Annotated in this window: 22 protein-coding genes; 14 read left to right on the forward strand and 8 right to left on the reverse strand. The window is 64.1% G+C overall.

The features are described from left to right. Window positions 1-38 precede the first annotated feature (38 nt). Genes PCJ49_RS05875 through PCJ49_RS05890 form a run of 4 tightly spaced genes read left to right on the forward strand, consistent with a single transcriptional unit; the run spans window position 39 to window position 2,375 of the window. A complete protein-coding gene (locus tag PCJ49_RS05875; RefSeq protein ID WP_269910139.1) occupies window positions 39-1,019 on the forward strand; it encodes a metalloregulator ArsR/SmtB family transcription factor in 981 nt (326 codons plus the stop codon). Continuing rightward, the gene (metF, locus tag PCJ49_RS05880) at window positions 1,016-1,936 is read left to right on the forward strand and encodes a methylenetetrahydrofolate reductase (RefSeq protein WP_269910140.1); all 921 of its coding nucleotides are present in this window, start codon (window positions 1,016-1,018) and stop codon (window positions 1,934-1,936) included. Before PCJ49_RS05875 ends, metF begins: the two co-directional genes overlap by 4 nt. Window positions 1,937-1,961: 25 nt before the next feature. After that, window positions 1,962-2,156 (forward strand): hypothetical protein, encoded by a 195-nt coding sequence (locus PCJ49_RS05885; RefSeq protein ID WP_269910141.1) that lies wholly within the window; start codon window positions 1,962-1,964, stop codon window positions 2,154-2,156. Window positions 2,157-2,216: 60 nt separating this feature from the next. After that, entirely contained in the window at window positions 2,217-2,375 is a 159-nt protein-coding gene (locus PCJ49_RS05890) for a hypothetical protein (RefSeq protein ID WP_269910142.1), read from the forward strand. A gap of 157 nt (window positions 2,376-2,532) precedes the next feature. Here PCJ49_RS05890 and PCJ49_RS05895 read toward each other — a convergent pair whose 3' ends face one another. From PCJ49_RS05895 to PCJ49_RS05920, 6 genes are all read right to left on the reverse strand, one after another. After that, the gene (locus PCJ49_RS05895; protein ID WP_269910143.1) at window positions 2,533-3,783 is read right to left on the reverse strand and encodes a hypothetical protein; all 1,251 of its coding nucleotides are present in this window, start codon (window positions 3,781-3,783) and stop codon (window positions 2,533-2,535) included. Between the two features lie 244 nt (window positions 3,784-4,027). Next, window positions 4,028-4,996, reverse strand: a complete 969-nt coding sequence (locus PCJ49_RS05900; RefSeq protein WP_269910144.1) for a ribonucleotide-diphosphate reductase subunit beta — start codon at window positions 4,994-4,996, stop codon at window positions 4,028-4,030. Between the two features lie 146 nt (window positions 4,997-5,142). After that, the gene (locus PCJ49_RS05905) at window positions 5,143-5,736 is read right to left on the reverse strand and encodes an EF-hand domain-containing protein (protein WP_269910145.1); all 594 of its coding nucleotides are present in this window, start codon (window positions 5,734-5,736) and stop codon (window positions 5,143-5,145) included. Window positions 5,737-5,884: 148 nt separating this feature from the next. Continuing rightward, window positions 5,885-6,562 (reverse strand): hypothetical protein, encoded by a 678-nt coding sequence (locus PCJ49_RS05910; RefSeq protein WP_269910146.1) that lies wholly within the window; start codon window positions 6,560-6,562, stop codon window positions 5,885-5,887. Window positions 6,563-6,633: 71 nt separating this feature from the next. After that, on the reverse strand, window positions 6,634-8,325 hold the full coding sequence (locus tag PCJ49_RS24745; protein WP_269910147.1) for a methyl-accepting chemotaxis protein: 1,692 nt from the start codon (window positions 8,323-8,325) through the stop codon (window positions 6,634-6,636). Window positions 8,326-8,766: 441 nt separating this feature from the next. Beyond that, on the reverse strand, window positions 8,767-10,566 hold the full coding sequence (locus PCJ49_RS05920; RefSeq protein ID WP_269910501.1) for a ribonucleoside-diphosphate reductase subunit alpha: 1,800 nt from the start codon (window positions 10,564-10,566) through the stop codon (window positions 8,767-8,769). Between the two features lie 353 nt (window positions 10,567-10,919). On the opposite strand from PCJ49_RS05920, the gene PCJ49_RS05925 reads away from it, so the two are divergent. Continuing rightward, window positions 10,920-12,278, forward strand: coding sequence for a CRTAC1 family protein (locus PCJ49_RS05925; RefSeq protein ID WP_269910148.1), 1,359 nt, complete (start codon window positions 10,920-10,922; stop codon window positions 12,276-12,278). A gap of 51 nt (window positions 12,279-12,329) precedes the next feature. Here PCJ49_RS05925 and PCJ49_RS05930 read toward each other — a convergent pair whose 3' ends face one another. Then, window positions 12,330-13,163, reverse strand: a complete 834-nt coding sequence (locus tag PCJ49_RS05930) for a hypothetical protein (protein WP_269910149.1) — start codon at window positions 13,161-13,163, stop codon at window positions 12,330-12,332. 186 nt (window positions 13,164-13,349) lie between these two features. On the opposite strand from PCJ49_RS05930, the gene dgcA reads away from it, so the two are divergent. The 3 genes from dgcA to PCJ49_RS05945 all read left to right on the forward strand — a co-directional run bounded on the left by dgcA (window position 13,350) and on the right by PCJ49_RS05945 (window position 16,923). Then, window positions 13,350-14,360, forward strand: coding sequence for an N-acetyl-D-Glu racemase DgcA (gene dgcA / locus PCJ49_RS05935; protein WP_269910150.1), 1,011 nt, complete (start codon window positions 13,350-13,352; stop codon window positions 14,358-14,360). Between the two features lie 119 nt (window positions 14,361-14,479). Further along, window positions 14,480-15,613: a pentapeptide repeat-containing protein gene (locus PCJ49_RS05940; protein ID WP_089286534.1), complete on the forward strand. Its 1,134-nt coding sequence runs from the start codon at window positions 14,480-14,482 to the stop codon at window positions 15,611-15,613. 155 nt (window positions 15,614-15,768) lie between these two features. Beyond that, window positions 15,769-16,923, forward strand: a complete 1,155-nt coding sequence (locus PCJ49_RS05945; RefSeq protein WP_269910151.1) for a pentapeptide repeat-containing protein — start codon at window positions 15,769-15,771, stop codon at window positions 16,921-16,923. 170 nt (window positions 16,924-17,093) lie between these two features. On the opposite strand, the gene PCJ49_RS05950 is transcribed toward PCJ49_RS05945, so the two are convergent. Further along, complete coding sequence (locus PCJ49_RS05950; RefSeq protein WP_269910152.1) at window positions 17,094-18,038, reverse strand: nucleoside hydrolase; 945 nt, start codon at window positions 18,036-18,038, stop codon at window positions 17,094-17,096. A 151-nt stretch (window positions 18,039-18,189) separates the two neighbouring features. Between PCJ49_RS05950 and PCJ49_RS05955 the strand changes: the two genes are divergently transcribed. The 6 genes from PCJ49_RS05955 (at window position 18,190) to PCJ49_RS05980 (ending at window position 22,996) form a co-directional block, all read left to right on the forward strand. Then, on the forward strand, window positions 18,190-18,561 hold the full coding sequence (locus PCJ49_RS05955; protein ID WP_089286531.1) for a hypothetical protein: 372 nt from the start codon (window positions 18,190-18,192) through the stop codon (window positions 18,559-18,561). Window positions 18,562-18,586: 25 nt separating this feature from the next. Further along, entirely contained in the window at window positions 18,587-19,228 is a 642-nt protein-coding gene (locus tag PCJ49_RS05960; protein WP_269910153.1) for an HAD-IB family hydrolase, read from the forward strand. Window positions 19,229-19,342: 114 nt separating this feature from the next. After that, window positions 19,343-20,332 carry a zinc ABC transporter substrate-binding protein gene (locus tag PCJ49_RS05965; protein ID WP_269910154.1) on the forward strand — a complete coding sequence of 330 codons (990 nt, stop codon included), beginning with the start codon at window positions 19,343-19,345 and terminating at the stop codon, window positions 20,330-20,332. Continuing rightward, window positions 20,332-21,120: an ABC transporter ATP-binding protein gene (locus PCJ49_RS05970; RefSeq protein ID WP_347710422.1), complete on the forward strand. Its 789-nt coding sequence runs from the start codon at window positions 20,332-20,334 to the stop codon at window positions 21,118-21,120. Before PCJ49_RS05965 ends, PCJ49_RS05970 begins: the two co-directional genes overlap by 1 nt. After that, window positions 21,117-22,034: a metal ABC transporter permease gene (locus PCJ49_RS05975; RefSeq protein WP_269910155.1), complete on the forward strand. Its 918-nt coding sequence runs from the start codon at window positions 21,117-21,119 to the stop codon at window positions 22,032-22,034. The genes PCJ49_RS05970 and PCJ49_RS05975 overlap by 4 nt, the downstream gene beginning before the upstream one ends. Beyond that, the gene (locus tag PCJ49_RS05980) at window positions 22,031-22,996 is read left to right on the forward strand and encodes a metal ABC transporter permease (RefSeq protein ID WP_089286528.1); all 966 of its coding nucleotides are present in this window, start codon (window positions 22,031-22,033) and stop codon (window positions 22,994-22,996) included. Before PCJ49_RS05975 ends, PCJ49_RS05980 begins: the two co-directional genes overlap by 4 nt. The last annotated feature ends 13 nt before the right edge of the window (window positions 22,997-23,009 follow it).

Genomic DNA, 23,009 nt, shown 5'->3' on the forward strand with positions numbered 1-23,009 from the left:
CTTTATATATTGATACAGAGAATGAAAGGTCAGGTGCCATGGATTTTCTGTTGAATGCGCTGAAGGCCGCGGCGGAGCCGACAAGGCTGCGGATGCTGTCCCTGTGCGCCCATGGCGAATTGTCTGTGACTGAGCTTACCCAGATTCTGGGGCAGAGCCAGCCACGTGTGTCCCGTCACCTGAAATTGCTCTGCGAGGCGGGGTTGCTGGAACGGTTCCGTGAAGGCATCTGGGCCTATTACCGGCTGGCGGAGCGCGGCAATGTGGCGGAACTGGCCCGCACCCTGGTGGATGCGATTCCCGCCGACGATGCCGGCCTGTCGCTGGATCTGGAGCGGCTGGAGACGATCAAGGAAAGCCGCCGCGCCGCCGCCCAGCTTTATTTCAGCGAGAATGCCGCCCGCTGGCACCAGATTCGCAGCCTGCATGTCCCGGAACGGGAGGTGGAGCAGGCGCTGCTGTCGCTGCTGCCGGCTGAGGGCGTGCATGATCTGCTGGATGTCGGCACCGGCACCGGCCGGATGCTGGAACTGTTCGGCCCGCGCATCAGCCATGGGCTGGGCATCGACAGTTCACGCGAAATGCTGGCGGTGGCGCGGGTAAACCTGGAAAAGGCCGGGCTGCGCCATTGCCAGGTGCGGCTGGGCGACATGTACCAGTTGGCCCTGCCGGGCCAGAGCCAGGATGCGGTGATCTTCCATCAGGTGCTGCATTTCGCCGAAACCCCGGCCGAGGCGCTGGCGGAAGCGGCACGCCTGCTGCGCCCAGGCGGCACCATGCTGGTGGTGGATTTCGACCGCCATGAACAGGAATCGCTGCGCACCGATCATGCCCACCGCCGTCTGGGCTTCACCGATGCGGAAATACGCAGCTGGCTGAAACGGGCGGGGCTGGACCCCGCACCTGTCACCCAATTGCCGGGCGATCCGCTGACTGTCTGCATCTGGCGCGCCGTGCGCCGGGCTGAAACCCCTTCTTTGTCCAACCGCCAAGCCGCCCTGTCTGGAGCCGCGCCATGAGCCTGCCCGTTGCCGATCTTTCGGCCCCCCTGATCACAGCCCCCGGCGACCTGACGGTCAGTTTCGAATTCTTCCCGCCCAAGACGGAGAAGATGCATGAAAATCTCTGGGCGGCCATCCATCGGCTGGCCCCGCTGAAGCCGGCCTTCATGTCCGTCACCTATGGGGCCGGCGGTTCCACCCGCGAACGCACCCATGCCACGGTGACGGCCATCCAGGACCAGACCGGAATTCCCGCCGCCGCCCATCTGACCTGTGTGGCGGCGACCAAGGAAGAGATTGACGAGATCGCGCGCGCCTATTGGGATGCCGGCATCCGCCATATCGTGGCCCTGCGCGGTGATCCGCCGCCGCGGGCCGATGGCAGCGGCGGCCTGGGCGGGCGCGGCTATGAACCGCATCCGGGCGGCTATGCCTATGCCGCCGATCTGGTGGCCGGGCTGAAACGTATCGGCGATTTCGACATTTCCGTCGCCTGCTTCCCGGAAGTACATCCGGAGGCACCCAGCGCCCAGGTGGATCTGGATAATCTGAAACGCAAGGTGGATGCCGGGGCCAACCGGGCCATCAGCCAGTTCTTCTTCGATGCCGACGCCTTCCTGCGCTTCCGCGACAAGACGGCCGCCGCTGGCATCGATGTGCCCATGGTGCCCGGCATCCTGCCGATCCTGAATTTCAAGAAGGCGGTGGAGATGGGGGAGAAGTGCAATACCGCCATCCCCGCCTGGATGCGCGAGCTGTTTGAGGGGCTGGACGAGGCGCCGGAAACCCGTCACCTCGTCGCTGCCACCGTCGCCATCGAACAGTGCCGTTATCTGGCGCGGCATGGTGTGAAGCAGTTCCACTTCTACACCATGAACCGGGCTGATCTGACGGTTGCCATCTGTCACATGCTGGGCGTGCGGGCCCGCGGCTGAGCTGATGCACCCAAGGGATGGGTGGTTGGCATTCTGGCAACAGGACGGTGACGTCCTGTTTGCCGACGAGCGTCACCAGCGCGAACATGCCCGGTTGCTGGCGCAGGATTACAAGGCGTTATTGCCCTGTACCACCGCGGCGGTGTTGGAATTCGGCCCCGGCCGGGCGGACACTGCTCCGCTGATTGCCCCACATTGTGCGCGGCTTATTCTCTCCTAGGCGGCGGATCAGGCCCGGACGGGACTTGCCCAGCGGTTCGCCGGCCACGCCAGCATTCAGGTGATCAGCCCGACGGAGATGCGCGCATTGCCGCCCGCCAGCATCGATCTGATGCTGGTGCATTCTGTTGTGCAATATCTGTCACCCGATGAACTTCCAGCCCTGATCGGCGGGTTTGGCCAGCTCCTCTCCCCCCGGGAGGATTCTCCTGATCGGTGATGTGCTGCCGCGCCGACAGGCTATGCTGGCGGATGTCAGCGACCTGTTGGCCTTCGCATGTCCAGCAGCCGGGTCGCCTATCTCGCCGCAAAAACCGACGAAGCCCTGACATCTGCACGTCACCGGTACAATATCCACCGGTCAGAATGACCGCGTCTTACGGCTGAGGCTCACGTTGCAACAAGCGCCGGGCGTCATCTGCCTCCCGGCGGGCACGTTCCTCATGCTCCCGCGCTTCCTGCTGTTGTGCCTGACGGCGGGCCTCATCCGCATCACGGCGGGCGCGATCCTCACGCTCCCGCGCCTCCTGCTGTTGAGCTTGACGGCGCCCCTCTTCCTCCGCCTGACGACGGGCCTCATCGGCCTCCCGGCGGGCGCGGTCCTCACGCTCCCGCGCTTCCTGCTGTTGAGCCTGACGGCGTCCCTCCTCCTCCGCACGGCGGCGGGCCTCGTCCGCATCGCGCCGGGCACGATCTTCACGCTCCCGCGCTTCCTGCTGTTGGGCCTGACGGCGCCCCTCCTCTTGCACGCGGCGGCGGGCCTCGTCCGCATCGCGCCGGGCACGGTCGTCACGCTCCCGCGCCTCCTGCTGTTGAGCAGCCTGACGGCGCCCCTCCTCCTCCACGCGGCGGCGGGTTTCGACCGCATCACGGCGGGCGCGCTCCTCACGCTCCCGCACCGCATCCATCATGGACGAGTTGGACGAGCCGCCCAGGCCCCGCGCTGCCCGTTCAGCCGCCGCCCGCTCTTCCGCCCGCCGCTGCGCCTCAAACTGCGCCCGCTGGCGCTGAAACTCACGTTCCCGGTCGGCCCGTTCATCGCGTGGGGGCGGCAGCCAGCGTTTGTCCTTATCCCGACGATAATAGTCACGATCATCGTCGTAGCGGTCACGATAACGGCGATCGCGCTCATATTCCCAATAGCGATCACGGCGCCAGGCCGGTTCGCTCCAATATTCCTCTTCCCAGATCACCCGCCCATAGCTTGGTTTGGTGGTGACCGAACCAGTCGTATAGCTGCCTTCCGGGTTGGGCGGATAAAGAATGGCGAGAACCTCCTGCCATTCAGCCGGGCTCATGGCGCGGCCGGGGAGATTGCGCGCCGGATCGCCAGCACAGACGACCCGCATCGCCTCCACACGGGGGTGGAACAGGGGCACCTGCGGCCAGATATCCGGGGCGAGTGACTTGAGGCGCAGGATGTTGCTTGTCTGCTCCAGCGCCTCATCCGGGGTCAGTGCCCGCCCCGGAACCTGCGGCGTGCCGGCGCAGATGGCCCGTAACTCAGCCAGCCGCACTACCCTTTCACTGATTTCCTGATTGCGCAGCCTGCCCTCTTCCAGGAATGGATCAGACGCGCAGGCCGACAGCAACAGAACGGCACCAAGCGGGATCACTGCCAGTCGCATGATTGGGCATCCTTTTGGGGCGGTTTCGCCCGTGTTCTTCTATGCTGGTATTAATCCCATTGGCTTATGGCAGAACGGCGGCAAAACCGGGCAGGAAAAATGCCATTATCGGGAGAGTCTGGCGACGTTGATAGCCACCATGACAAAGCGAAAAAGGGGCCGGTCAGCGCCCTGCCGACCGGCCCCTTTGCCAATCCTCAACAACCTCCAGACATCGGCGACAAGACCCGTCGCCGGCATCAGATCAATCGGCAAACGCCTCTTCCCAACTGCCCTTGGTGGCGGCGCGGGAATATTCGGTGGCGCGATTTTCAAAGAAGTTGGTGTGCTCAATCCCGTTCAGGATGGCATCCATCCAGGGCAGCGGGTTCTTGCCGACATGATAGACATTGTTCAGCCCCAGCTGCTCCAGCCGGCGGTCGGCGATATAGCGGATATAGCGCTTCACATCCTCTGCCGTCAGCCCGTCAATCGGTCCCATTTCAAAGGCCAGATCGATGAAGGCATCCTCATGCTCCACAATCGTCTGGCAGGCCTTGTACAGATCCTGCTGCAATTGTTCGGTCCAGACCTCCGGATTCTCGGCGATGAAGGTCTTGAACAGGCGGATGATGGATTGGGTGTGCAGCGTCTCATCCCGCACCGACCAAGTGACGATCTGGCCCATCCCCTTCAGCTTGTTATGCCGGGGGAAATTCATCAGGATGGCGAAGCTGGCGAACAGTTGCAGGCCTTCGGTGAAGGCGCCGAACACGGCCAGGGTCTTGGCAATGTCGGTCAGGCTGTCGACATTGAATTCATGCATATAATCATACTTGTCCTTCATCTCCTTGTAATGGAGGAAGGCCGAGTATTCCGCTTCCGGCATCCCGATCGTATCGAGCAGGTGGCTATAGGCGGCGATATGCACCGTCTCCATGGAGGAGAAGGCAGCCAGCATCATACATACCTCGGTGGGTGTGAAGACGCGGCTGTAATGGCGCATATAGCAGTTATTCACCTCGACATCCGCCTGGGTGAAGAAGCGGAAAATCTGGGTGACGAGGTTCTGTTCCCCCGCCGTCAGATTGTTGCGCCAATCCTTCACATCATCGGCCAGCGGCACTTCTTCCGGCAGCCAATGCAGGCGCTGCTGGGTCAGCCAGGCTTCATAGGCCCAGGGATAACGGAAGGGCTTGTAGACCGGATTCGGTGTCAACAAGGGAGAAGCCATGGCGGTGCAACGCTATATTTTGTGGTGATGGCGCCAACCTAACACAATAGCCGGATCAGGGAAGCGCCTTCGATGCGGATTGATGTAGAGAAAAGGGGGCATCCCGGCAAGGGGGCCGGCAAAGGGCCAGGAATGCCCGGATTTCCTTACTCCTCCCGCCAGGCCCGCATCGGGCCGTCGGCGAAGGCCAGGAACTCCTCGCGGGAGACGACGCCATCGCCGTTGCGGTCCATCTGCCCATGGCGGATGGCCATTTGCGCCAGGAATTCCGCCAATGTCACCCGGAAATCCGCATTGGCATCGGCCGACATCACCGGGTCGATGCCCATCCGATATTGCGGCCGGCCCTGCGAATCACGGCTGGCCGTATCCGCCTCGTCGGCCGTCAGATTGAGGCGGCCGGGGCGGATGCGCCCGCCGCCCTGCACCGGCGGGACGCGATAGGGGGAATTGACGCGATAAGCCGTCATCTCCGCCGAGGTGACGAAGCCATCGCCATTCTGGTCATAGAGTTTGAAGGCGCGCCCGGCATCGGCGCGCATCTCCGCCGCGTCCAGCCGGCCATCATGGTTGGTATCGGCCCGGTCGAACCAGCCCAGCATGGCGGCGCGATAGGCATCGGCATCCATGGTGGGGGCGGCCAGCAGCTCACCCGCCGGGCTGACCGCCGCATAGCGGATATTGGGCAGCTTGTCCCTGCCGCCACCGCAGCCCGTCAGGGAAAGCGCCAGGGGGAGCAACAGCAAAGCCCGTGATAAGACACCAGCCACAAGAAACCCCCGCCTTTGCACCAGAACCGAGCCGCCACAGCGGCCACACCGCGATCAAAGGCTTAACCGATGACAGGCAAAGCCGAAAGCGCAAAGGCCCTTCCGGTTCCGGTTCTGGTTACATCCCGCCGGACGACCGGCGGTGACCGCCGCCGCCACCACGCCCACGGCTGGGCTTCTCATCATAGGCTTGCTCCGCCCAGGCCTGCACCTCCGCCAGGGTGACGCGGCCATCGTGATCGGCATCCATGGCGGCCAGCCGTTCCAGCGCCTTGTGGGTCAATTCCTCAAGCGTGACGCGGAAATCCAGATTGGTGTCGGCCGCCATGACGACATCCCCCCCGCCGACACCGCCGGCCGGCAAAGGAAGGTCGGGTGGCGGTCCCTGTCGGCGGGGCTGGCGGCCCCCTTCCCCGTCATCGGGCCGGGGCGGACGCAGCGCCGCCAGCCGGGCTTGGCGATATTCCGCCAGTTCGCGGGTATTGACGGCATGGTCGCCATCCTTGTCCATGGCCTGGAAGAAACGGGCCGTGTCCGCCTGCATCTCCGCCCGCGACAGCACGCCATCCTTATCCAGATCGGCCGCCTGAAACCATTGGGTGACGGCGGCGACATAGGCAGCCTCATCATGCGCGGGCAGGCCTAGCGGCTCCCCCGCCGGGCTGACCGCCACCCGCCCGCCCCGCATCCCGGCAAACCCGCCACCATGGCCGGAGGGGGCATCGGGACGCGATGAACAACCGGCCTGCACCAGAAGAAGCGCCAGCGCCGAACAGGTAAACCAGAGATGCCGCATCGTTCCATTCCATGGCTATGCCCCGGCCTTACACGGGGTGGGGGCATAAGCCTGTCGGGCCTGCGGCTGGATCAGGCGGCGCGGACGCCCTCGATAAAGCGGCTGATCCCCTGGCGCATATCGACCGTCTTATGTGCCAGCTCCCCGGCGGAGGCCAGAACCTGCCCCGCCGCCGATGCCGTGGTGCCGGCGGCTTCACGCACCTGATGGATGGTGCTGGAGACCTCTTGCGTGCCGCGGGCGGCTTCCGAGGCATTGCGGCCGATTTCCGCCGTGGCGGCGGCCTGCTGTTCGGCCGCACTGGCCACACTGGCCGCGACCCGGTTCAGGCGATCCACCACCCCCGCCACATGGCCGATCTTGTCGGCCGCCGCCTTGATGGAGGTGCGCATCGCTTCCACCTGGCCGCGAATTTCATCGGTGGCGCGGGCGGTCTGGTTGGCCAATTGCTTGACCTCGCTGGCCACCACGGCAAAACCCTTGCCGGCCTCCCCTGCCCGCGCCGCTTCGATGGTGGCATTCAGCGCCAGCAGATTGGTCTGGCCGGCCACATCCTGGATCAGGGCGACAACATCGCCAATCCGTTCCCCGGCGGTTTCCAGCGCTTCGACATAGTCGCGGCTGCTGGCGGCCTCCATGGCGGCCTCATCGGCAATGGCGCGGGCATCATGCATCTGGCGGGTCACCTCCTGCACTGTTGCCGCCAGTTCTTCGGTTGCCGCCGCCATGGTCTCCACATTCGCGGTCGCCTGTTCGGAAGCGGAAGCCACCGCGCTGGACTGCTGCTCCGTCTGCTCTGCCGTGCTGGACATGGAATTGGCCGTGGCTTCCAGTTCGGTGGTGGCCGACGCAATCACCTCCAACACATTGCCCATCGTGCTTTCAAATTCCTGCACCAGATCCTGGATGCGGGCGGCACGGGCCAGCCGCTGCTGCTGTTCGGCTTCCTGCTGCTCCTGCAATTTCTGGCGCTGCACCGCGTTTTCCTGGAACACCAGCATGGCCCCGGCCATATCGCCGATCTCATCCCGGCGGCCCTTGCCAATGATCGTGAGGTTCAACTCCCCATTGGCCAGACGGCGCAGGCAGTCCAAGGCCGCCGTCAGCGGCTTCACCACACCGAAATTGGAAATGGCCCAGGCACCGCCCGCCCCCACGGCAATGCCGAAACCAGCCACCAGCATCAGTATCCAGCCGACACGATCACCAGTTTCGGTGGCCTTGTCAGCGATCAAGTCAGCTTTATTATTGGTGTAATTGGCGAAATCCGTCATGCCCTCGCGCAGCTTGTCGGCCACCACACGGCTGGAAAGCACCTCGCCATAAATAATCTTTTGCGCATCGCTCATCGTCACCGTACCGACGCTTTTGGTGCGTGTGATCGTGCTTTGCAGTTCATTCTCATAACGATCATAACTCTGGCGGATATTGGCCAGCATCGCTGCCTGCTTGTCGTCGATCAGATTTTCCAGCTGGCTGAAATTGTCGCGGGCTTGTTTTTTGATCTCAATGACGTTCTTTTCAATATCCGCCACCTCTGCCGGATTGGCGGCCAGGGCATATTCCGCCCGGTTCATCATCACCACATAACGGTTAACCTGCGCCGCCAGGCGTGCTGCGCGCGTCGCCTTGTTGGATTCCTGGGCCATATCTTCCATCTGGCCCGTACCATTCATGCCCACCCCGGCAATGGCCATAGAGACAAGGCAAAGAAAGCCCACCACTGCAAATATTTTGGTGGCGATCTTAAAATTCGAAAGCACGATACTTCCCCCAAATATGGATATTTGAGGGGAAATTAAATTTTACAGAATGGAAAAGCGAATCAAAATTAAGCTTGGATGCCTTAACGCATCTTAACATTAAATCGTATACTTAAAATATGGTAAAAACTAAAAATTATTTCTTTATACTTATTGGAAACTATTTAAATAATAAAATATCTAATTATAAAACATTTGGAAACCCAATTTTAAATTGCCATGTAACATATAAATATAATGAAAATAATAACTTGATTAAAATTTAGGCAAAAGCAGGGGTGCCTTGAAACATACTGGCTCCTTTTCCTGAGCGAAGACTAACTTCATCATAAAATGGTATGCATCCTTTTGGTGACCTTTTTGGAGCCAAACAAAAAACCCCGCCGCTGTTCAAACAGCGGCGGGGCATGATTTTAATCAGATGCGATTTTTTTGAATGGCTCACTGGCAGGCGAGGCATTCCTCGTACTTATTGGTTTCCACCGGGGCTACGGGCGCCGGCTTGTCGGAACCAATGGTCTTGGTCATGTTACTTTCCGCCCGCTGCACCGACAGGGAGCGCAGATAGTAGAGGCTCTTCACGCCCTTCTTCCAGGCCAGCATATGGATCTGGTGCAGGTCGCGCTTATGCACATCGGCCGGCAGGAAGACGTTGAGCGACTGGCTCTGGCAGACATAGGGCGTGCGGTCGGCAGCATGTTCGATCAACCAGCGCTGATCCAGTTCGAACGCCGTCTTGAACACATCCTTCTCTTCCTGGGTCAGGAAGTCCAGATGCTGGACGGAGCCACCGGTCAGCGTGATGTCGGACCAGGTATCCTCATCATTGCGGCCCTTCTGTTCCAGCAGCTTTTCCAGGTACGGGTTGCGCACCGAATGGCTGCCCGACAGGGTCTTATGGGTGAAGGCATTGGCGGCGTTCGGCTCAATCCCCGGCGAAGCGCCGCCGGTGATGATGGAGATGGACGCCGTCGGCGCAATGGCGATCTTGTTGGAGAAGCGCTCCATGATGCCATATTCGGCGGCATCCGGGCACGGCCCCCGCTCATGCGCCAGCTTCACCGAAGCGGCGTCGGCCTGGCGCTTGATCAGCGCGAACATGCGCTTGTTCCACACCTTGGCCATCACCCCTTCCAGCGGGATCATCTGGCTTTGCAGGAAGCTGTGGAAGCCCATGACGCCCAGCCCGACGGAGCGTTCGCGCATGGCAGAATATTTGGCGCGTTCCATGTCCGACGGGGCCTTCTGGATGAAGTCCGTCATGACATTATCCAGGAAGCGCAGCGTATCCTCGATAAAGGTCGGGTGATCCTGCCATTCCAGGAAATATTCCAGGTTCAGGGAGGAGAGGCAGCAGACGGCAGTGCGCTGCTTGCCCCAGGGGTCCAGACCCGTCGGCAGCGTGATTTCGCTGCACAGGTTGGACATCTTCACATTCAGCCCGGCCAGCTTGTGATGCTGCGGGATGGCGCGGTTCACATGGTCGATGAACAACAGGTAGGGCTCACCCGTCTCCACCCGCGCCGTCAGGATGCGGATCCACAGGTCGCGCGCCTTCACCCGGCGCAGGATGCGGCCATCCTTCGGGCTGGTCAGGCCCCATTCCTCGTCATTCTCCACCGCACGCATGAAGGCGTCGGTGATGGAGATGCCATGGTGCAGGTTCAGCGCCTTGCGGTTGGGGTCGCCGCCGGTGGGGCGGCGCATCTCGATGAATTCCTCCACCTCCGGATGGGTGATCGGCAGATAGCAGGCGGCCGAACCCCGGCGGAGCGAGCCCTGAGAAATGGCCAGCGTCAGGCTGTCCATCACCCGGATGAAGGGGATGACGCCGCTGGTCTTGCCGCTATCCTTCACCTGCTCCCCGATGGAGCGCAGATTGCCCCAGTAGGAACCAATGCCGCCACCCTTGGCCGCCAGCCACACATTCTCGTTCCACAGGCCGACAATGCCTTCCAGGCTGTCGCTGGCCTCGTTCAGGAAGCAGGAAATGGGCAGGCCACGGCTGGTGCCGCCATTGGACAGCACCGGCGTGGCCGGCATGAACCAGAGGCGGGAGATATAGTCATACAGGCGCTGGGCGTGGGCCTGATCATCCGCATAATAGCTGGCGACGCGGGCAAACAGATCCTGATAGGATTCGCCCGGCATCAGATAGCGGTCGTTCAGCGTGGCCTTGCCGAAGGCGGTCAACAGCTCATCGCGGGAGCGATCGACGACCACGGCGGGATGTTTGACCATCTGCACCTGACCGAACACATCGCCACCCTGCGGAACCCATTCATTCACTTCGCCGTCGCGCATGACCTATACCCCGTTTTCCCCAGTGCAGACGCTGTGGATAACTTGCAGTGGACACAATATCTTGTTTGCTGAGAGGCCGGATCGTACCAAATCCCGTCCCCACCACAAGCGCTTTTTGCCGGTCTACGCCGCAAGAATAGGGTTGACTGGCGGTGTTGCAGGGCTTTTGGCCGATGCGGTCCGGCCATGCGTTACTGCGCCCTTGACCCGGAGGGGTCGCTTGCCGCAGCCGCGCCAATGGGCGTATCAACAGGTTCATACCCAACGGGTTCATCTGGCAGGGGACGGTGATGTTCATCGAATGCTCCAACCTGATTTCCGGCAATGTTCCGGCGCTGCATTACGGTGTGGCGGTGGCCGATCTGGATGGCGATGGGCATGACGAGATTATGGTGGCCGGCTATGGCGGCCCGAATCGTCTGCTGAAATGGGATGGCCATCGGCTGGTCGACATCACCGACCCGCTGATCGCCGATGCCAGGCGGCGCGCCGTGGGGCTGGCCTGCGGCGATCTGGATGGCGATGGGCGGGAAGAGCTTTATATCCTCAACAATGACGGCCATTCCGGGCCCAAACAGGTCAGCGACCGGCTGTTTGCCTGTTTCGGCCAGCGCTGGATCGACCTGTTCGCCCTGCCGGAGAATTTCGCCGCCGCCAACCGCTTCGCCGGCCGCAGCGTGGGCGTGATCGACCGCACCGGCAGCGGGCGCTATGGCTTCATCGTCGCCAATCATGGCGGCCCGCTGCGGCTGTATGAGATGGGGGCGCGGGGACGGCTGCAGGATATGGCCGATGATTGCGGGCTGGATGGGCCGGGGGCCGGCCGGTCCCTGCTGGCGGCCCCGCTGCTGGGCGGGCGGCCGGATATTTTCATCGGCATGGAAGCGGGCTCCAACCTGCTGTTCCGCAATGATGGCAGCGGGCATTTTCTGGAGATGGCGGAGGCCCTGGGGCTGGCCGATCCGGCCCAGGCGGCACGCGGCGTGGCCCTGCTGGATGGGGAGGATGGGCGCTTTGATCTGGTGCTTGCCAATTGGGAAGGCCGCCACCGGCTGTACCAGCAGGGCGGCGGCGGTGGATTCGCTGATGTCGCCCCGCCGGAAATGGCGCAGACCGCGCGCACCCGCACAATCATCGTCGCTGATTTCGATAATGACGGGTACGAGGAGATTTTCTTCAACAATCTGGGCCAGCCCAACCGGCTGTTCGGCTGGCGGGACCAGCGCTGGGTCTTGCTGGATGCCGGCGACGCCACCCTGCCCCAGGGCCTGGGCACCGGGGCCGCCGTCGCCGATCTGGATGGCGACGGCCAGTTGGAATTGCTGGTGGCCCATGGGGAACAGGCGGCCCAGCCGCTGTCCCTGTTCATTGCGGAGCCGCGCGGCCATCATTGGCTGCGGGTGCGGCCGCTGACCCGCGCCGGGGCCCCGGCACGCGGGGCACTGGTGCGGCTGTGGGCCGGCGGGCGGCAGCAGATGCGATCCATCTGCGCCGGTTCAGGCTATCTCTGCCAGATGGAACCAGTGGCCCATTTCGGGCTGGGGGCCACCCATCAGGTGGATCAGCTGGAAATCATCTGGCCGGACGGGGCCAGTCTGCGCGTGGACCGGCCGCAAAGCTGCCAGACGCTGACCATCCGCCATCCGTGAACCAGGGTCATGGAATGACCCTGGTTTTTAGCGGTCGCTGACCACCAAGGGTCATTCCGCCTCATCATCCGTGCGCACAGGGCGGGGCTTGATATAGGGGCCGATGGCCACACCATAGATGCGGGCCCAGAGCAGGGCAGAGGCAGCCACCACCAACGGCTGGGTCAGCGACATCACCAGATTGGTGACCAGCAGCAGCAACACATTGCCGCTGGCCAGCGAACCGAACACCAGCAGCACGGAAGGGATCTGCAGCGGCACACTGACCAGCAGCAGGGCCAGGCAGGCCGGCAGACCGCCCAGCCGCGCGGTGGCCTTCCAGCTGCCGCCCAGCGCCATCGGCTGATCCTGCACCACGGCGCCGATGCCGGGCGCCAGCCGCGCCACCGGCCACAGCATCATCAGCAGACAGACCAGAATCGCCAGCAGATGGAACCAGTCCGGCAGCATGGCGGCCAGGGCCGGCGCGTCCACCGCCGGCCCGCCCTTCGGCAAGCCGCCGACCAGCCCGGTCAGCAAGGCCATGACCAGAGAGGCCGGAATGATCGCCGCCAGCAGGGAGCCCAGAATCAAGGCCAGCACAATGCCACCGGTGCGCCAGATACGCCCCTCGAACGGCATGTCCCAGAACTGCACTTGATCTTCCCCCAGCAGCAGAAAGCGCGCCCAGCGCACCGTCCACACCCCCACGCTCCAGATCGTGCCCAGCAGCGACAGCAGCAGCAGCAGATTGCCGGTACTGCCCTGCAGCCCCGTCATCTGGGCCACACCCAGCACGGTCAGCACCAGGGCCGGCGCCCCGGCAAAGCGGATGACGCGGCCGGGATCGGCCAGCAACAGCAGGTAGACCGCCAGCGATTCACGCCAGGCAACGCGGAAATCCATCTTTTCCCCATTCCATCAGGCCGCCCTTCGGCGTCGGGCGCCAACGGTCTATCACATGGGAAGCCTGCTGCGCGACCACCATGGCAATGCAACAGAATCTGTCGCATTGCGACCGGGGTGGGAAAGTGATGGCAACGGGTTTAGGATGATTACCCTTCTTTGCCAGCCTGGAAACCCGCCCGCACCATGACAGAGAATGCCCCCTCCCTTGCCCTGGCGGTGGAAAGCACCGCCTTCCCCATCCGGGGCAGTTTCCGCATCGCCCGTGGTGCCAAGACCGAGGCGCGGGTGGTGACGGCCACGTTGAGGGCCGATGATGGCAGCATCGGCCGGGGGGAATGTGTGCCCTATGCCCGCTATGGCGAAAGCGTGGAAGGGGTGATGGCGGCGATCCAGGCGCTTGCCCCCGCCCTGGCGTCCGGGCGGCTGGACCGGGGCACGCTGCAACAGGCGCTGCCACCGGGGGCCGCCCGCAATGCCCTGGATTGCGCGCTCTGGGATCTGGCCGCCAAGCGCACCGCCCAGCCGGCCTGGCGGCTGGCTGGGCTGGCCGAACCGCTGCCAGTGACCACCGCCTTCACCCTGTCCATCGACACGCCGCAGGCCATGGCGGAAGCGGCACGCGCGCTGGCGGGCACAAGGCCGCTGCTGAAACTGAAACTGGCCGGCGACGGGGCCGATCTGGCCCGCGTGGCCGCCGTGCGGGCCGCCGCCCCCGCCGCCCGGCTGATCGTGGATGCCAATGAAGGCTGGAGCCTGGACGATCTGGCCCACCTGCCCCGGCAGTTCGCCGATCTGGGGGTGGAGATGATTGAACAACCCCTGCCCGCCGGCCAGGATGCCGCCCTGGCCGATATCGACCACCCCTTGCTCATCGGTGCAGATGAAAGCGCGCATGGGCTGGAGGGGCTGGAGGAACTGGCCCACCGCTATGACGTGATCAACATTAAGCTGGACAAGACCGGCGGGCTGACCGAAGCGCTGATGCTGAAGGCACGGGCGGAGGTGCTGGGCCTGCGCACCATGATCGGCTGCATGGTGGCCAGTTCCCTGTCCATGGCCCCTGCCCTGCTGCTGGCCCAGGGGGCCGATTATGTCGATCTGGACGGGCCGCTGCTGCTGGCCCGCGACCGGGAGCCGGGCCTGCGCTACGAGGGGGCCCTGGCCTATCCGCCCATCAGTGCCGTCTGGGGTTGAGGTGCCACCAAAGGACATAATCCTTTTGGTGGGCGCGGGGCGCGCGCTTGGTGGCTTACCGGGGCGTCATTGTATGGCATGATCGGCATTCACGGCAGAGAACAGATACAGAAACCTTGATGAACACCGCCCGCGGCGCCCACTCCCTGCCCTCGCATGACATGCAGGTCATGCTGGCCCAGCACACTTTGTTTGCCCGCGGCCATGCCGGCAAGCGGCTGGAGATGCGGCTGCAGAACCTTTCCGGGATGCGGCTGCATAATTTCGACCTGTCCCAATGCCTGCTGCTGGCCTGCAACCTGTCCCATACCGATCTGGAAGGCTGCCATTTCCAAGCCGCCAACCTGTCCAACAGCCTGTTCATCGGCGCCAATCTGCGCCATTGCGATTTCACCCGCGCCGACCTGCGCGGCACCCGATTCTATAAATCGGACCTGCAGCAGGCCAATATGACCGGCAGCGACATGCGCATCGGTTCCATCACCCTGAACAGCGGGGGGGTGCCAACGCAGCGGGAATTCACCACCGACCTTTCCTATTGCAACATGGAAGAGGCGACATTGCGCGATGCCGTGCTGCACAAGGTGCGGCTGCGCGGCGTCAATATGCGCAATGCCGATCTGGCCGGGGCTGATCTCTCAGGCGCGGATCTGCAGGGCGTCGTGCTGCTGGGCACCACGATGGACCGGGCAATCTTCACCGGGGCCAATATCAAGAACGCCGTTTTCACGGTGAATGACGAAACCCGGCGCCTGTTCTCCGGCAACCCTGCCTTTGAAGAACATCTGTCCAACCTGCGGGAGACCGACCGCGCTGTCGCCTCGCATGAGGAATGGGTGAATTCCGGCGGGCGCGCCGGCCAGCGGGCGGATTTTGCCGGCAAGGCCCTGCGCGGGGTTGATCTGCGCGGCCGGGAATTGTCGGCCGTCTCCTTCCGGGGCGCGGACCTGACCGGGGCCAAGCTGGCCCATGCACGGCTGGCCGCTGCCGATTTCAACGGGGCCACCCTGGCCTATGCCGAACTGGCCAGCGCCGATCTGCGCGGCGCCAGCCTGGAAAATGCCCGCCTGCTGCACACAAACGTGGATGCGGCCGATTTCGGCGATCTGGATTTGCGCGGCGGCGGCAAGCTGGCCACCCGCTTTGCCGGGGCCAGCGTGGAATGGACCAGCTTCAGCCTGTGCAACATCACGCCGGAACAGATGGCCGGTGCCGTGCTGCGGGAATGCAGCTTCGCCGAGATCGATGCCTGACCACAGGTGAATGATGGGCCATCGAAATCTATTAATAAGTTAATTATTTGTATTTTTAAAAAAAGGCTGCAGGATAGCGTCAACCAGTCGTCGCACACATAGGCATTCGGTTTGCGCGCTGACTTTTATACTCTGCTGGCTGACTGACCGCTATCATGACCGACCTTTCCGGATCATCCACCCGTTCCAAGCAAGACCTTACATTGCTGCTGGCCCAGCATTCGCTTTTCCTGAGAAAGCGCAGCGGGAAACGGCTGGAATTGCGGCTAGCCAATCTGGAACGCACCAAGCTGCGGGGTTTTGATCTCTCCCAGAGTATCCTGCTGGCCTGCAACCTGTCGCAATGCGATATGGAAGGGTGCGGTTTTCGGGAGGCTGATCTTTCCAACAGCCTGTTCATCGGCGCCAATCTGAAACATTGCGACTTCACCCGCGCCAACCTGCGCGGGGCCAGGCTCTACAAGACCGATCTGGCCCAGGCCAAGCTGGATGGCAGCGACATGCGCATGGGCAACCTGACCATGCATCGCCGCAACAGCGAGGGGGAGCGCGACGTCATCAGCCGGGAATATGTCACCGACCTTTCCTTCTGCAATATGGAGGAGGCCTCCCTGGAAGATGCGGTGATGCGCAAGGTGAAGCTGCGCGGCGTCAACCTGCGCAATGCCAATCTGGCCAAGGCCGATTTCAGCGAGGCCGACCTGCAGGGCGTAGTGCTGCTGGGCGCCAATATGGATGGCGCCAATTTTTATAATGCCGATATCAAGGATGCCACCTTCACGGTCAATGACACGACGCGGCGCATGTTCCAGGGCCTGTCAGCCTTCACCGAGCATCTGAACAATCTGGCGGAGATCGACCGGCTGGTGGCTTCCCATGAAGAATGGGTGGATAGTGGTGGGCGCAGCGGCGCGCGGGCGGATTTCACCGGCCGCAAGATGAAGGGCGTTGATCTGCGCGGCCGCGAACTGTCCGCGATCTCGTTCCGGGGTGCCGACCTGTCGGGCGCCCTGCTCTCCCATGCCAAGCTGGCGGCCGCCGATTTCAACGGCGCCAACCTGCCCTATGCCGACCTGTCCAGCGCCGACCTGCGCGGTGCTGGCTTTGAGGGGGCGACGCTGCGTCACGCGCTGCTGGAGGCCGCCGATCTGGCACCACTGGAACTGCGCGGTGGCGGCAGCCTGCCGCTGCGCCTGCGCGATGCGACGGTGGAATGGGTGGATTTCACCAAGACAGCGGTGCCCGACGGCCTGTTCAAGGGCGCCAGCGTGCGCAACTGCGTGCTGCCTGAAGGGATGGCGGAAGACTGACCGCCACCCCGTCGGTTTGTCGTCATATCAAGAACCATGGATCATGGCTCTTGATATGACCAATTTCCCTCAATCGCCGGGCGCTGCCTCCGGCAGCTTGGCTTGCGCGGGCACGGGCCCGCGGGCCAGCAGTCGCTGGCCTCCAAGGGGCATGTCCCATGCCCCTTGCGTCACACCAGACGCAGCAGCCGGTCGATCAGCAGATCGAAGAAACCATCGGCATCGGCCTGCATCATGTAATGCACATTGGCCGGGCGGCCGGTCTTCAGATATTTATCCACCACCGTCTGGCCGATGGTCAGCGGGCTGGCCGTTTCCACCGCCACATTGCACAGCTTGCCGCTGAACAGTTCCGGCTTCAGCAGCCAGGCGATGGTGCAGGGATCGTGCAGCGGGCCGCCATCGGTGCCGTATTTCGCCTCATCATAGCGACGATAGAAATCCAGCATCTCATACGTCACCTGCCCGATCGGGCCGGGAATGGCCTTCACCCGCGCCATCTGCCGCTGCGACGTCAACACCTGATGCGTCACATCCAGCGGGAACATCACGATGGGCGCGCCGCAGCGCAGGACGATATCGGCCGCGTGCGGATCAACAAAAATATTGAACTCCGCCACCGGGCTGCTGTTGCCGCCCTCGGTCTGCGCGCCGCCCATCAGCACGATCTGCTTGATGCGCGGCGCGATATCCGGCGCGCGGGTCAGCGCCGTGGCGATGTTCGTCAGCGGCCCGATGGGGCACAGCGTCACTGTGCCGGCATCGTGGCTGCGCAGCGTCTCAATGATGAAATCGACGGCGTGCTGTTCCTGCAGGGGCATGGTGGGCATGGGCAGATGCGGGCCGTCCAGCCCGGTTTCCCCATGCACTTCCGGGGCGGTGTGCAGGTCCAGGAACAGCGGGCGGTCGCAGCCGGCAAACACCTTCACATCGGTGCGCCGCGCCAACTCGCAAATCTTGCGGGCATTCACCTCTGTCAGGTGCAGCGGCGCATTGCCGGCCACGGCGGTGATGCCCAGCACCTCAATCTCTTCCGGCGCGCCAAAGGCCAACAACATGGCCACGGCATCATCCTGGCCGGGATCGGTATCAATGATGATCTTTTCGCGCGCCATAATCCTTGGTCCTTCCAGCTGGAACGATACAGATGCCAGCCTTTACCCGGAAAGGGCTTGAGAGAAAAGCGCCAACCGGCTTTGATGGCCGCGGGTTATCCGGGGGGAGGCGACACTGTTCGCGCGTATTTTCAGCCATCTGGCCAATGGCGTGCTGCTCTATGCCATCTTCTATGCGCTGGTCTGGCTGTTGATGCTGAAGGCCGGGGCGGTGATGAGTGCGACCTGGGGCGATGGCGTGCCCGATCTGGTGGATGGGGCGCTGGTGCCCTTTTTGATGAGCACGCTGGCCGCCTTTCTGGCCCATGCCGGCCTGCGGCTGACGCTGAAACGGCTGCGCCTGCGCCTGTCGACCCCGGAATCCACGGCCAGTTCCGTCTTTCTCGGCGTGCTGACCCTGCTGGCCTTCACCGGGGTGATGGGCGAAATTTTCCAGACCCCCGATTCGGTCTGGTGGTCGCCGCTTTGCGTTATCGTTGGGGCATGGGTAGGGGCGGCCATCCGCCGCCGCCTGCCCCTTTGAATCCGGTTCACAGGTTCCAGGGATCATGAGCAAGGGCATCGCCATTTTTGATTTCGACGGCACGCTGGTTGCCGGCGACAGTCTGCTGCCCTTCCTGGAACGGGTGGTGGGCAAGCGCAAGGCACGCTTTGCCATGGTGCGGTCGCTGCGCGCCGCCGTGATGCGGGCCAGCCGGGGCAAGGGCGGGGATATCCGCACCCAGGTGAAGGCCGGCCTTCTGGCCCGCACCCTGAAGGGGGTGCCGGCCGACAAGGCAAAGGCTGCCGCCGACGATCTGGCCGGCTGGCTGCGCTGGCACCCGCCCATGCTGGATGCCCTGCGCCGCCATGCCGACAAGGGCCACCGGGTGATTGTCGCCACCGGCGCGCTGGCGCTTTACATGCCGCGCCTGCTGGCCGATCTGCCGGTGGATGGCTTGATGGCAACGGAAATGGAATGTGTGAATGGGGTGCTGACCGGCCATATGCAGGGCGGTAATTGTGTGCGCGATGAAAAGGCCCGCCGGGTGGCCGAACTGCTGGAAAGCGACGGCCCCTTCACCGCCACCTATGGCTATGGCAACCGCCCGTCCGACCTGCCCTTCCTGGCACTGATGCAGCACCCGACCATCGTGCCCACGGTGGGAAGGCGCGGAAAGCCGAAACCCGGAACCGACGATGCCGAATAGCCGCAGGCATCCCGCAACCGTTTCAGCCATGGAACTGTTATAAACCACGGCTTGCACCCGCCCATGGGCGGTTTATATGATAATCTGGAATCATTCCAAGGACGAAGCCTGACCGTGAGCCGCCGCAGCGCCCCCCTGTCCCGTCGCCATCTGCTGGCCCTTGCCGGTGCCGCCAGCCTGTTGCCGGCCTCAGCAAGGGCGGCGGCGGGCAAGCCCGGCCTGCTGGCCACCACGGGCCAGGTGGCGGAATTGCTGCGCGCCGTGGCCGGCGACACGGCCGAGATTTCCAGCCTGATGGGCGAAGGCATCGACCCGCATTCCTATAAGCTGACGCGCAGCGACACGGTGGCGATGATGCGCGCCGATGCCGTGTTCCCCAGCGGGCTGTTCCTGGAAGGCAAGATGACGGAGACGCTGGACAAGCTGGCGGCGGGCGGCAAGCCCGTCCACCCCGCCGCCAGCGCGCTGCCCGCCAGCCTGCTGCTGCACCCGGAAGGGGCGGAGGGGCATCCCGATCCGCATGTCTGGATGGATGTGTCGCTGTGGAAGCGGGCACTGGAAGGGGTGCGCGACAAGCTTTCCACCCTCTATCCCGCCCATGCCGACACCTATCGCAGCCGCACCGCCATTGCGGCGGCAGAATATGACCGGCTGCACGCCTATGCGCGCGATGTGCTGGCCACTGTGCCGGCTGAACGGCGGGTGCTGGTGACGGCGCATGATGCCTTCTCCTATCTCGGCCGCGCCTATGGGCTGACGGTGGTGGGCATCCAGGGCATCAGCACGGAATCAGAGGCCGGGCTGCAACGCATCGAGTCCGTGGTGACCATGCTGGCATCGCGGAAAATCCCGGCGGTGTTCGTGGAAAGCAGCGTCTCGGACCGCAATGTCCAGGCCCTGGTGCAGGGTGCTGCTGCCAAGGGGCACAAGGTGGCCATTGGCGGCCAGCTTTATTCCGATGCCATGGGGGCTGCCGGCACCTATGAGGGCACCTATATCGGCATGATCGACCATAATGTCACGCTGATGGCCCAGGCCCTGGGCGGGTCGCCGCCGGCAGGCGGCTTCCAGGGCCGATTGGCCTTGGCACAACCGGGACGGTGATGGCCATGCTGCAACGGCTGCGCACCCGCAATTTCATCCCCCCCGCCGATGCCGGCGTCAGCCCGCTGTCGGTCACCGGGCTTTCCGTCGCCTATCATCGGCAACTGGCCTTGCGGGATGTCAGTTGGGCGGCGCCGACCGGCGGGCTGGTGGCCGTGGTCGGCCCCAACGGGGCCGGCAAATCCACCTTTCTGAAGGCGGTGCTGGGGCTGGTGCCCGCCTTGGCCGGGACGGTGGAGGTCTATGGCCGTCCGCTGGCCCAACAACGCGGGCTGATCGGCTATGTGCCGCAGCGGGAAAGCGTGGATTGGGATTTCCCCGTCAATGCGCTGGATGTGGTGACGATGGGCCGCTACGGCATGATCGGCTGGGGCCGGCGCATTACGGGTGCGCATAAGCGCGCCGGGATGGAAGCGCTGGACCGGGTGGGCATGGCCGATTATGCCCGCCGCCAGATCGGCCAGCTTTCCGGCGGTCAGCAGCAGCGCGTCTTCCTGGCCCGCGCTCTGGCCCAGGAAGCGCGGCTTTATTTCATGGATGAACCGCTGGCCGGCGTGGATGCCGCCACCGAACAGACCATCCTGGCCGTGCTGCGGGAGCTGGAGGCGGAGGGACGCACCGTCATCTGTGTGCATCATGATCTGCAGACGGTGGCCGCCACCTTCGACCATGTGCTGATGCTGAACCGCACCCTGGTGGCCGCCGGGCCGGTGGCCAGCACGCTGACGGATGCCAACCTGCGTCTGGCCTATGGTCAGCGGGCCTCCGGCCTGTCGCTGCTGTCATGATGGAAGGGTTGCCCTTCGCCGGCATGGGCCATAATACCGCCATGGTGCTGGCAGGCACCACGGCGCTGGGCATCGCCGCCGGCACGGTGGGCTGTTTCATGGTACTGCGCCGCCGCGCCCTGGTCAGCGATGCCTTAAGCCACGCCACCCTGCCCGGCATCGTCATCGCCTTTCTGGTCGGGCTGGCGCTGGGGGTGGAGGGGCGATCGCTGCCCCTGCTGCTGCTGGGGGCCGCACTCAGCGGCGCGCTGGCCGTGGCCTGCATCCAGGCCATCACCCGCTGGACCCGCCTGCCCGAAGATGCCGCCATCGGGGCGGTGCTGTCCTGTTTCTTCGGGCTGGGGGTGGTGCTGCTGTCGGTGGTGCAGGCCCTGCCGGCCGCCAATGCGGCGGGGCTGAAGGGCTTCATCTTTGGCCAGACCGCCGCCATGCGCAGCGGGGAGGCCGCCACCCTGGCCGTGCTGGCCCTGGCGGCCCTGGCCGGTGTTGCCCTGTTTTTCAAGGAATTGCGCCTGCTGGCCTTTGATGAAGGCTTTGCCCGCGCCGCCGGCTGGCCAACCGGCCGGTTCGACCTGGGCCTGATGGCGCTGGTCACACTGGTGACGGTGGCCGGCTTGCAGACGGTGGGGCTGGTGCTGATCATCGCCCTGCTGATCACGCCTGCCGCCGCCGCCCGGTTCTGGACCGACCGGCTGGGCATCATGCTGCTGGTGGCCGGCTTGATCGGTGGCCTGTCGGGCGGCATCGGCGCCCTGCTCTCCGCCCGGTTCCAGAACCTGCCGGCGGGGGCCATCATCGTGCTGGTCGCCTCCTGCTTCTTCATGGCCAGCCTGTTTTTCGCACCGGCCCGCGGGTTGCTGGCCCGCACGCTGCGCCGCGCCCGGCTGCGCGCCTCCCTGGGGGCGGCGCCATGACCCTGCCGGATACACAAACCTTTCTGTCGGTTGACCTGCCGGCCATGCTGGCGGCCCTGTTCGCCTGTCTTTCCTGTGCGCTGGTGGGTAATTTCCTGGTGCTGCGGCGGCAAAGCCTGATGGGCGATGCCATCAGCCATGCCGTGCTGCCCGGCATCGTCGCCGGCTTTCTGGTGGCTGGCACGCGCGACACGCTGCCCATGCTGACCGGCGCCCTGGTGGCCGCCGTCACCGCCGGCCTGTTGATTGAGCTGGTGCGCCGCCTGGGCAAGGTGGAGGCGGGGGCCGCCATGGGCGTGGTCTTCACCAGCCTGTTCGCACTGGGCGTCATCCTGATCGAACAGGGGCCGGCGCGGCAGGTCGATCTGGATGCTGATTGTGTGCTGTATGGCCAGTTGGAGGGCATCCTCTGGTTCGGGCCTGCCGGCTGGTCCAGCCTGCTGGACCCCGGCACCTGGGCCAGCCTGCCGCGACAGGTGGTGCAACTGGCCGCCGTCTTTGCCTTCTGTCTGGCCATCGTGCTGATTTTCCTGAAAGAACTGACGCTGGTGAGTTTCGATCCGGCACTGGCCGACACGCTGGGCCTGCGCTCCGCCCTGGTGCAGCATGGCATCGTGGCGCTGGCGGCCCTGTGTGCGATTGCGGCGTTTGAGGCGGTGGGGTCCATCCTGGTCATCGCCATGCTGATCTGCCCGGCCGCCACCGCGCGCCTGTTGTGCGACCGGATGCCGGCGCAGATCGCCCTGTCCCTGCTGGCGGGGGCTATGGCCGCCATTGGCGGCTATGCGCTGGGGGCTTTCGGGCCGGCTTTGGTCGGGTTTGACCATTCGGTGGGGGCGGCGGGCAGCATTGCCACGCTTTCCGGCCTGATCCTGGCCGTCGCCATCCTGTTCGCCCCGCGCTATGGCGTGCTGGCCCGCCGCCGGCTGGCGCAGGTGAAACAACCGCTGGCCGTGGGGTAACCCCTGTCCGCAT

The sequence above is a fragment of the Niveispirillum sp. BGYR6 genome (genome assembly GCF_027568365.1).
GTDB lineage: Bacteria > Pseudomonadota > Alphaproteobacteria > Azospirillales > Azospirillaceae > Niveispirillum.

What these genes read in the sequence shown, in the direction of transcription:
- PCJ49_RS05945 (WP_269910151.1), top strand. Translation starts at nt 15,769, where the DNA reads ATGACCGACCTTTCCGGATCATCCACCCGTTCCAAGCAAGACCTTACA.
- PCJ49_RS05940 (WP_089286534.1), top strand. Translation starts at nt 14,480, where the DNA reads ATGAACACCGCCCGCGGCGCCCACTCCCTGCCCTCGCATGACATGCAG.
- PCJ49_RS05910 (WP_269910146.1), bottom strand. Translation starts at nt 6,562, where the DNA reads ATGCGGCATCTCTGGTTTACCTGTTCGGCGCTGGCGCTTCTTCTGGTG.
- PCJ49_RS05895 (WP_269910143.1), bottom strand. Translation starts at nt 3,783, where the DNA reads ATGCGACTGGCAGTGATCCCGCTTGGTGCCGTTCTGTTGCTGTCGGCC.
- PCJ49_RS05875 (WP_269910139.1), top strand. Translation starts at nt 39, where the DNA reads ATGGATTTTCTGTTGAATGCGCTGAAGGCCGCGGCGGAGCCGACAAGG.
- PCJ49_RS05925 (WP_269910148.1), top strand. Translation starts at nt 10,920, where the DNA reads ATGTTCATCGAATGCTCCAACCTGATTTCCGGCAATGTTCCGGCGCTG.
- dgcA (WP_269910150.1), top strand. Translation starts at nt 13,350, where the DNA reads ATGACAGAGAATGCCCCCTCCCTTGCCCTGGCGGTGGAAAGCACCGCC.
- metF (WP_269910140.1), top strand. Translation starts at nt 1,016, where the DNA reads ATGAGCCTGCCCGTTGCCGATCTTTCGGCCCCCCTGATCACAGCCCCC.
- PCJ49_RS05960 (WP_269910153.1), top strand. Translation starts at nt 18,587, where the DNA reads ATGAGCAAGGGCATCGCCATTTTTGATTTCGACGGCACGCTGGTTGCC.
- PCJ49_RS05900 (WP_269910144.1), bottom strand. Translation starts at nt 4,996, where the DNA reads ATGGCTTCTCCCTTGTTGACACCGAATCCGGTCTACAAGCCCTTCCGT.
- PCJ49_RS05980 (WP_089286528.1), top strand. Translation starts at nt 22,031, where the DNA reads ATGACCCTGCCGGATACACAAACCTTTCTGTCGGTTGACCTGCCGGCC.
- PCJ49_RS05930 (WP_269910149.1), bottom strand. Translation starts at nt 13,163, where the DNA reads ATGGATTTCCGCGTTGCCTGGCGTGAATCGCTGGCGGTCTACCTGCTG.
- PCJ49_RS05970 (WP_347710422.1), top strand. Translation starts at nt 20,332, where the DNA reads ATGGCCATGCTGCAACGGCTGCGCACCCGCAATTTCATCCCCCCCGCC.
- PCJ49_RS05975 (WP_269910155.1), top strand. Translation starts at nt 21,117, where the DNA reads ATGATGGAAGGGTTGCCCTTCGCCGGCATGGGCCATAATACCGCCATG.
- PCJ49_RS05950 (WP_269910152.1), bottom strand. Translation starts at nt 18,038, where the DNA reads ATGGCGCGCGAAAAGATCATCATTGATACCGATCCCGGCCAGGATGAT.
- PCJ49_RS05920 (WP_269910501.1), bottom strand. Translation starts at nt 10,566, where the DNA reads ATGGTCAAACATCCCGCCGTGGTCGTCGATCGCTCCCGCGATGAGCTG.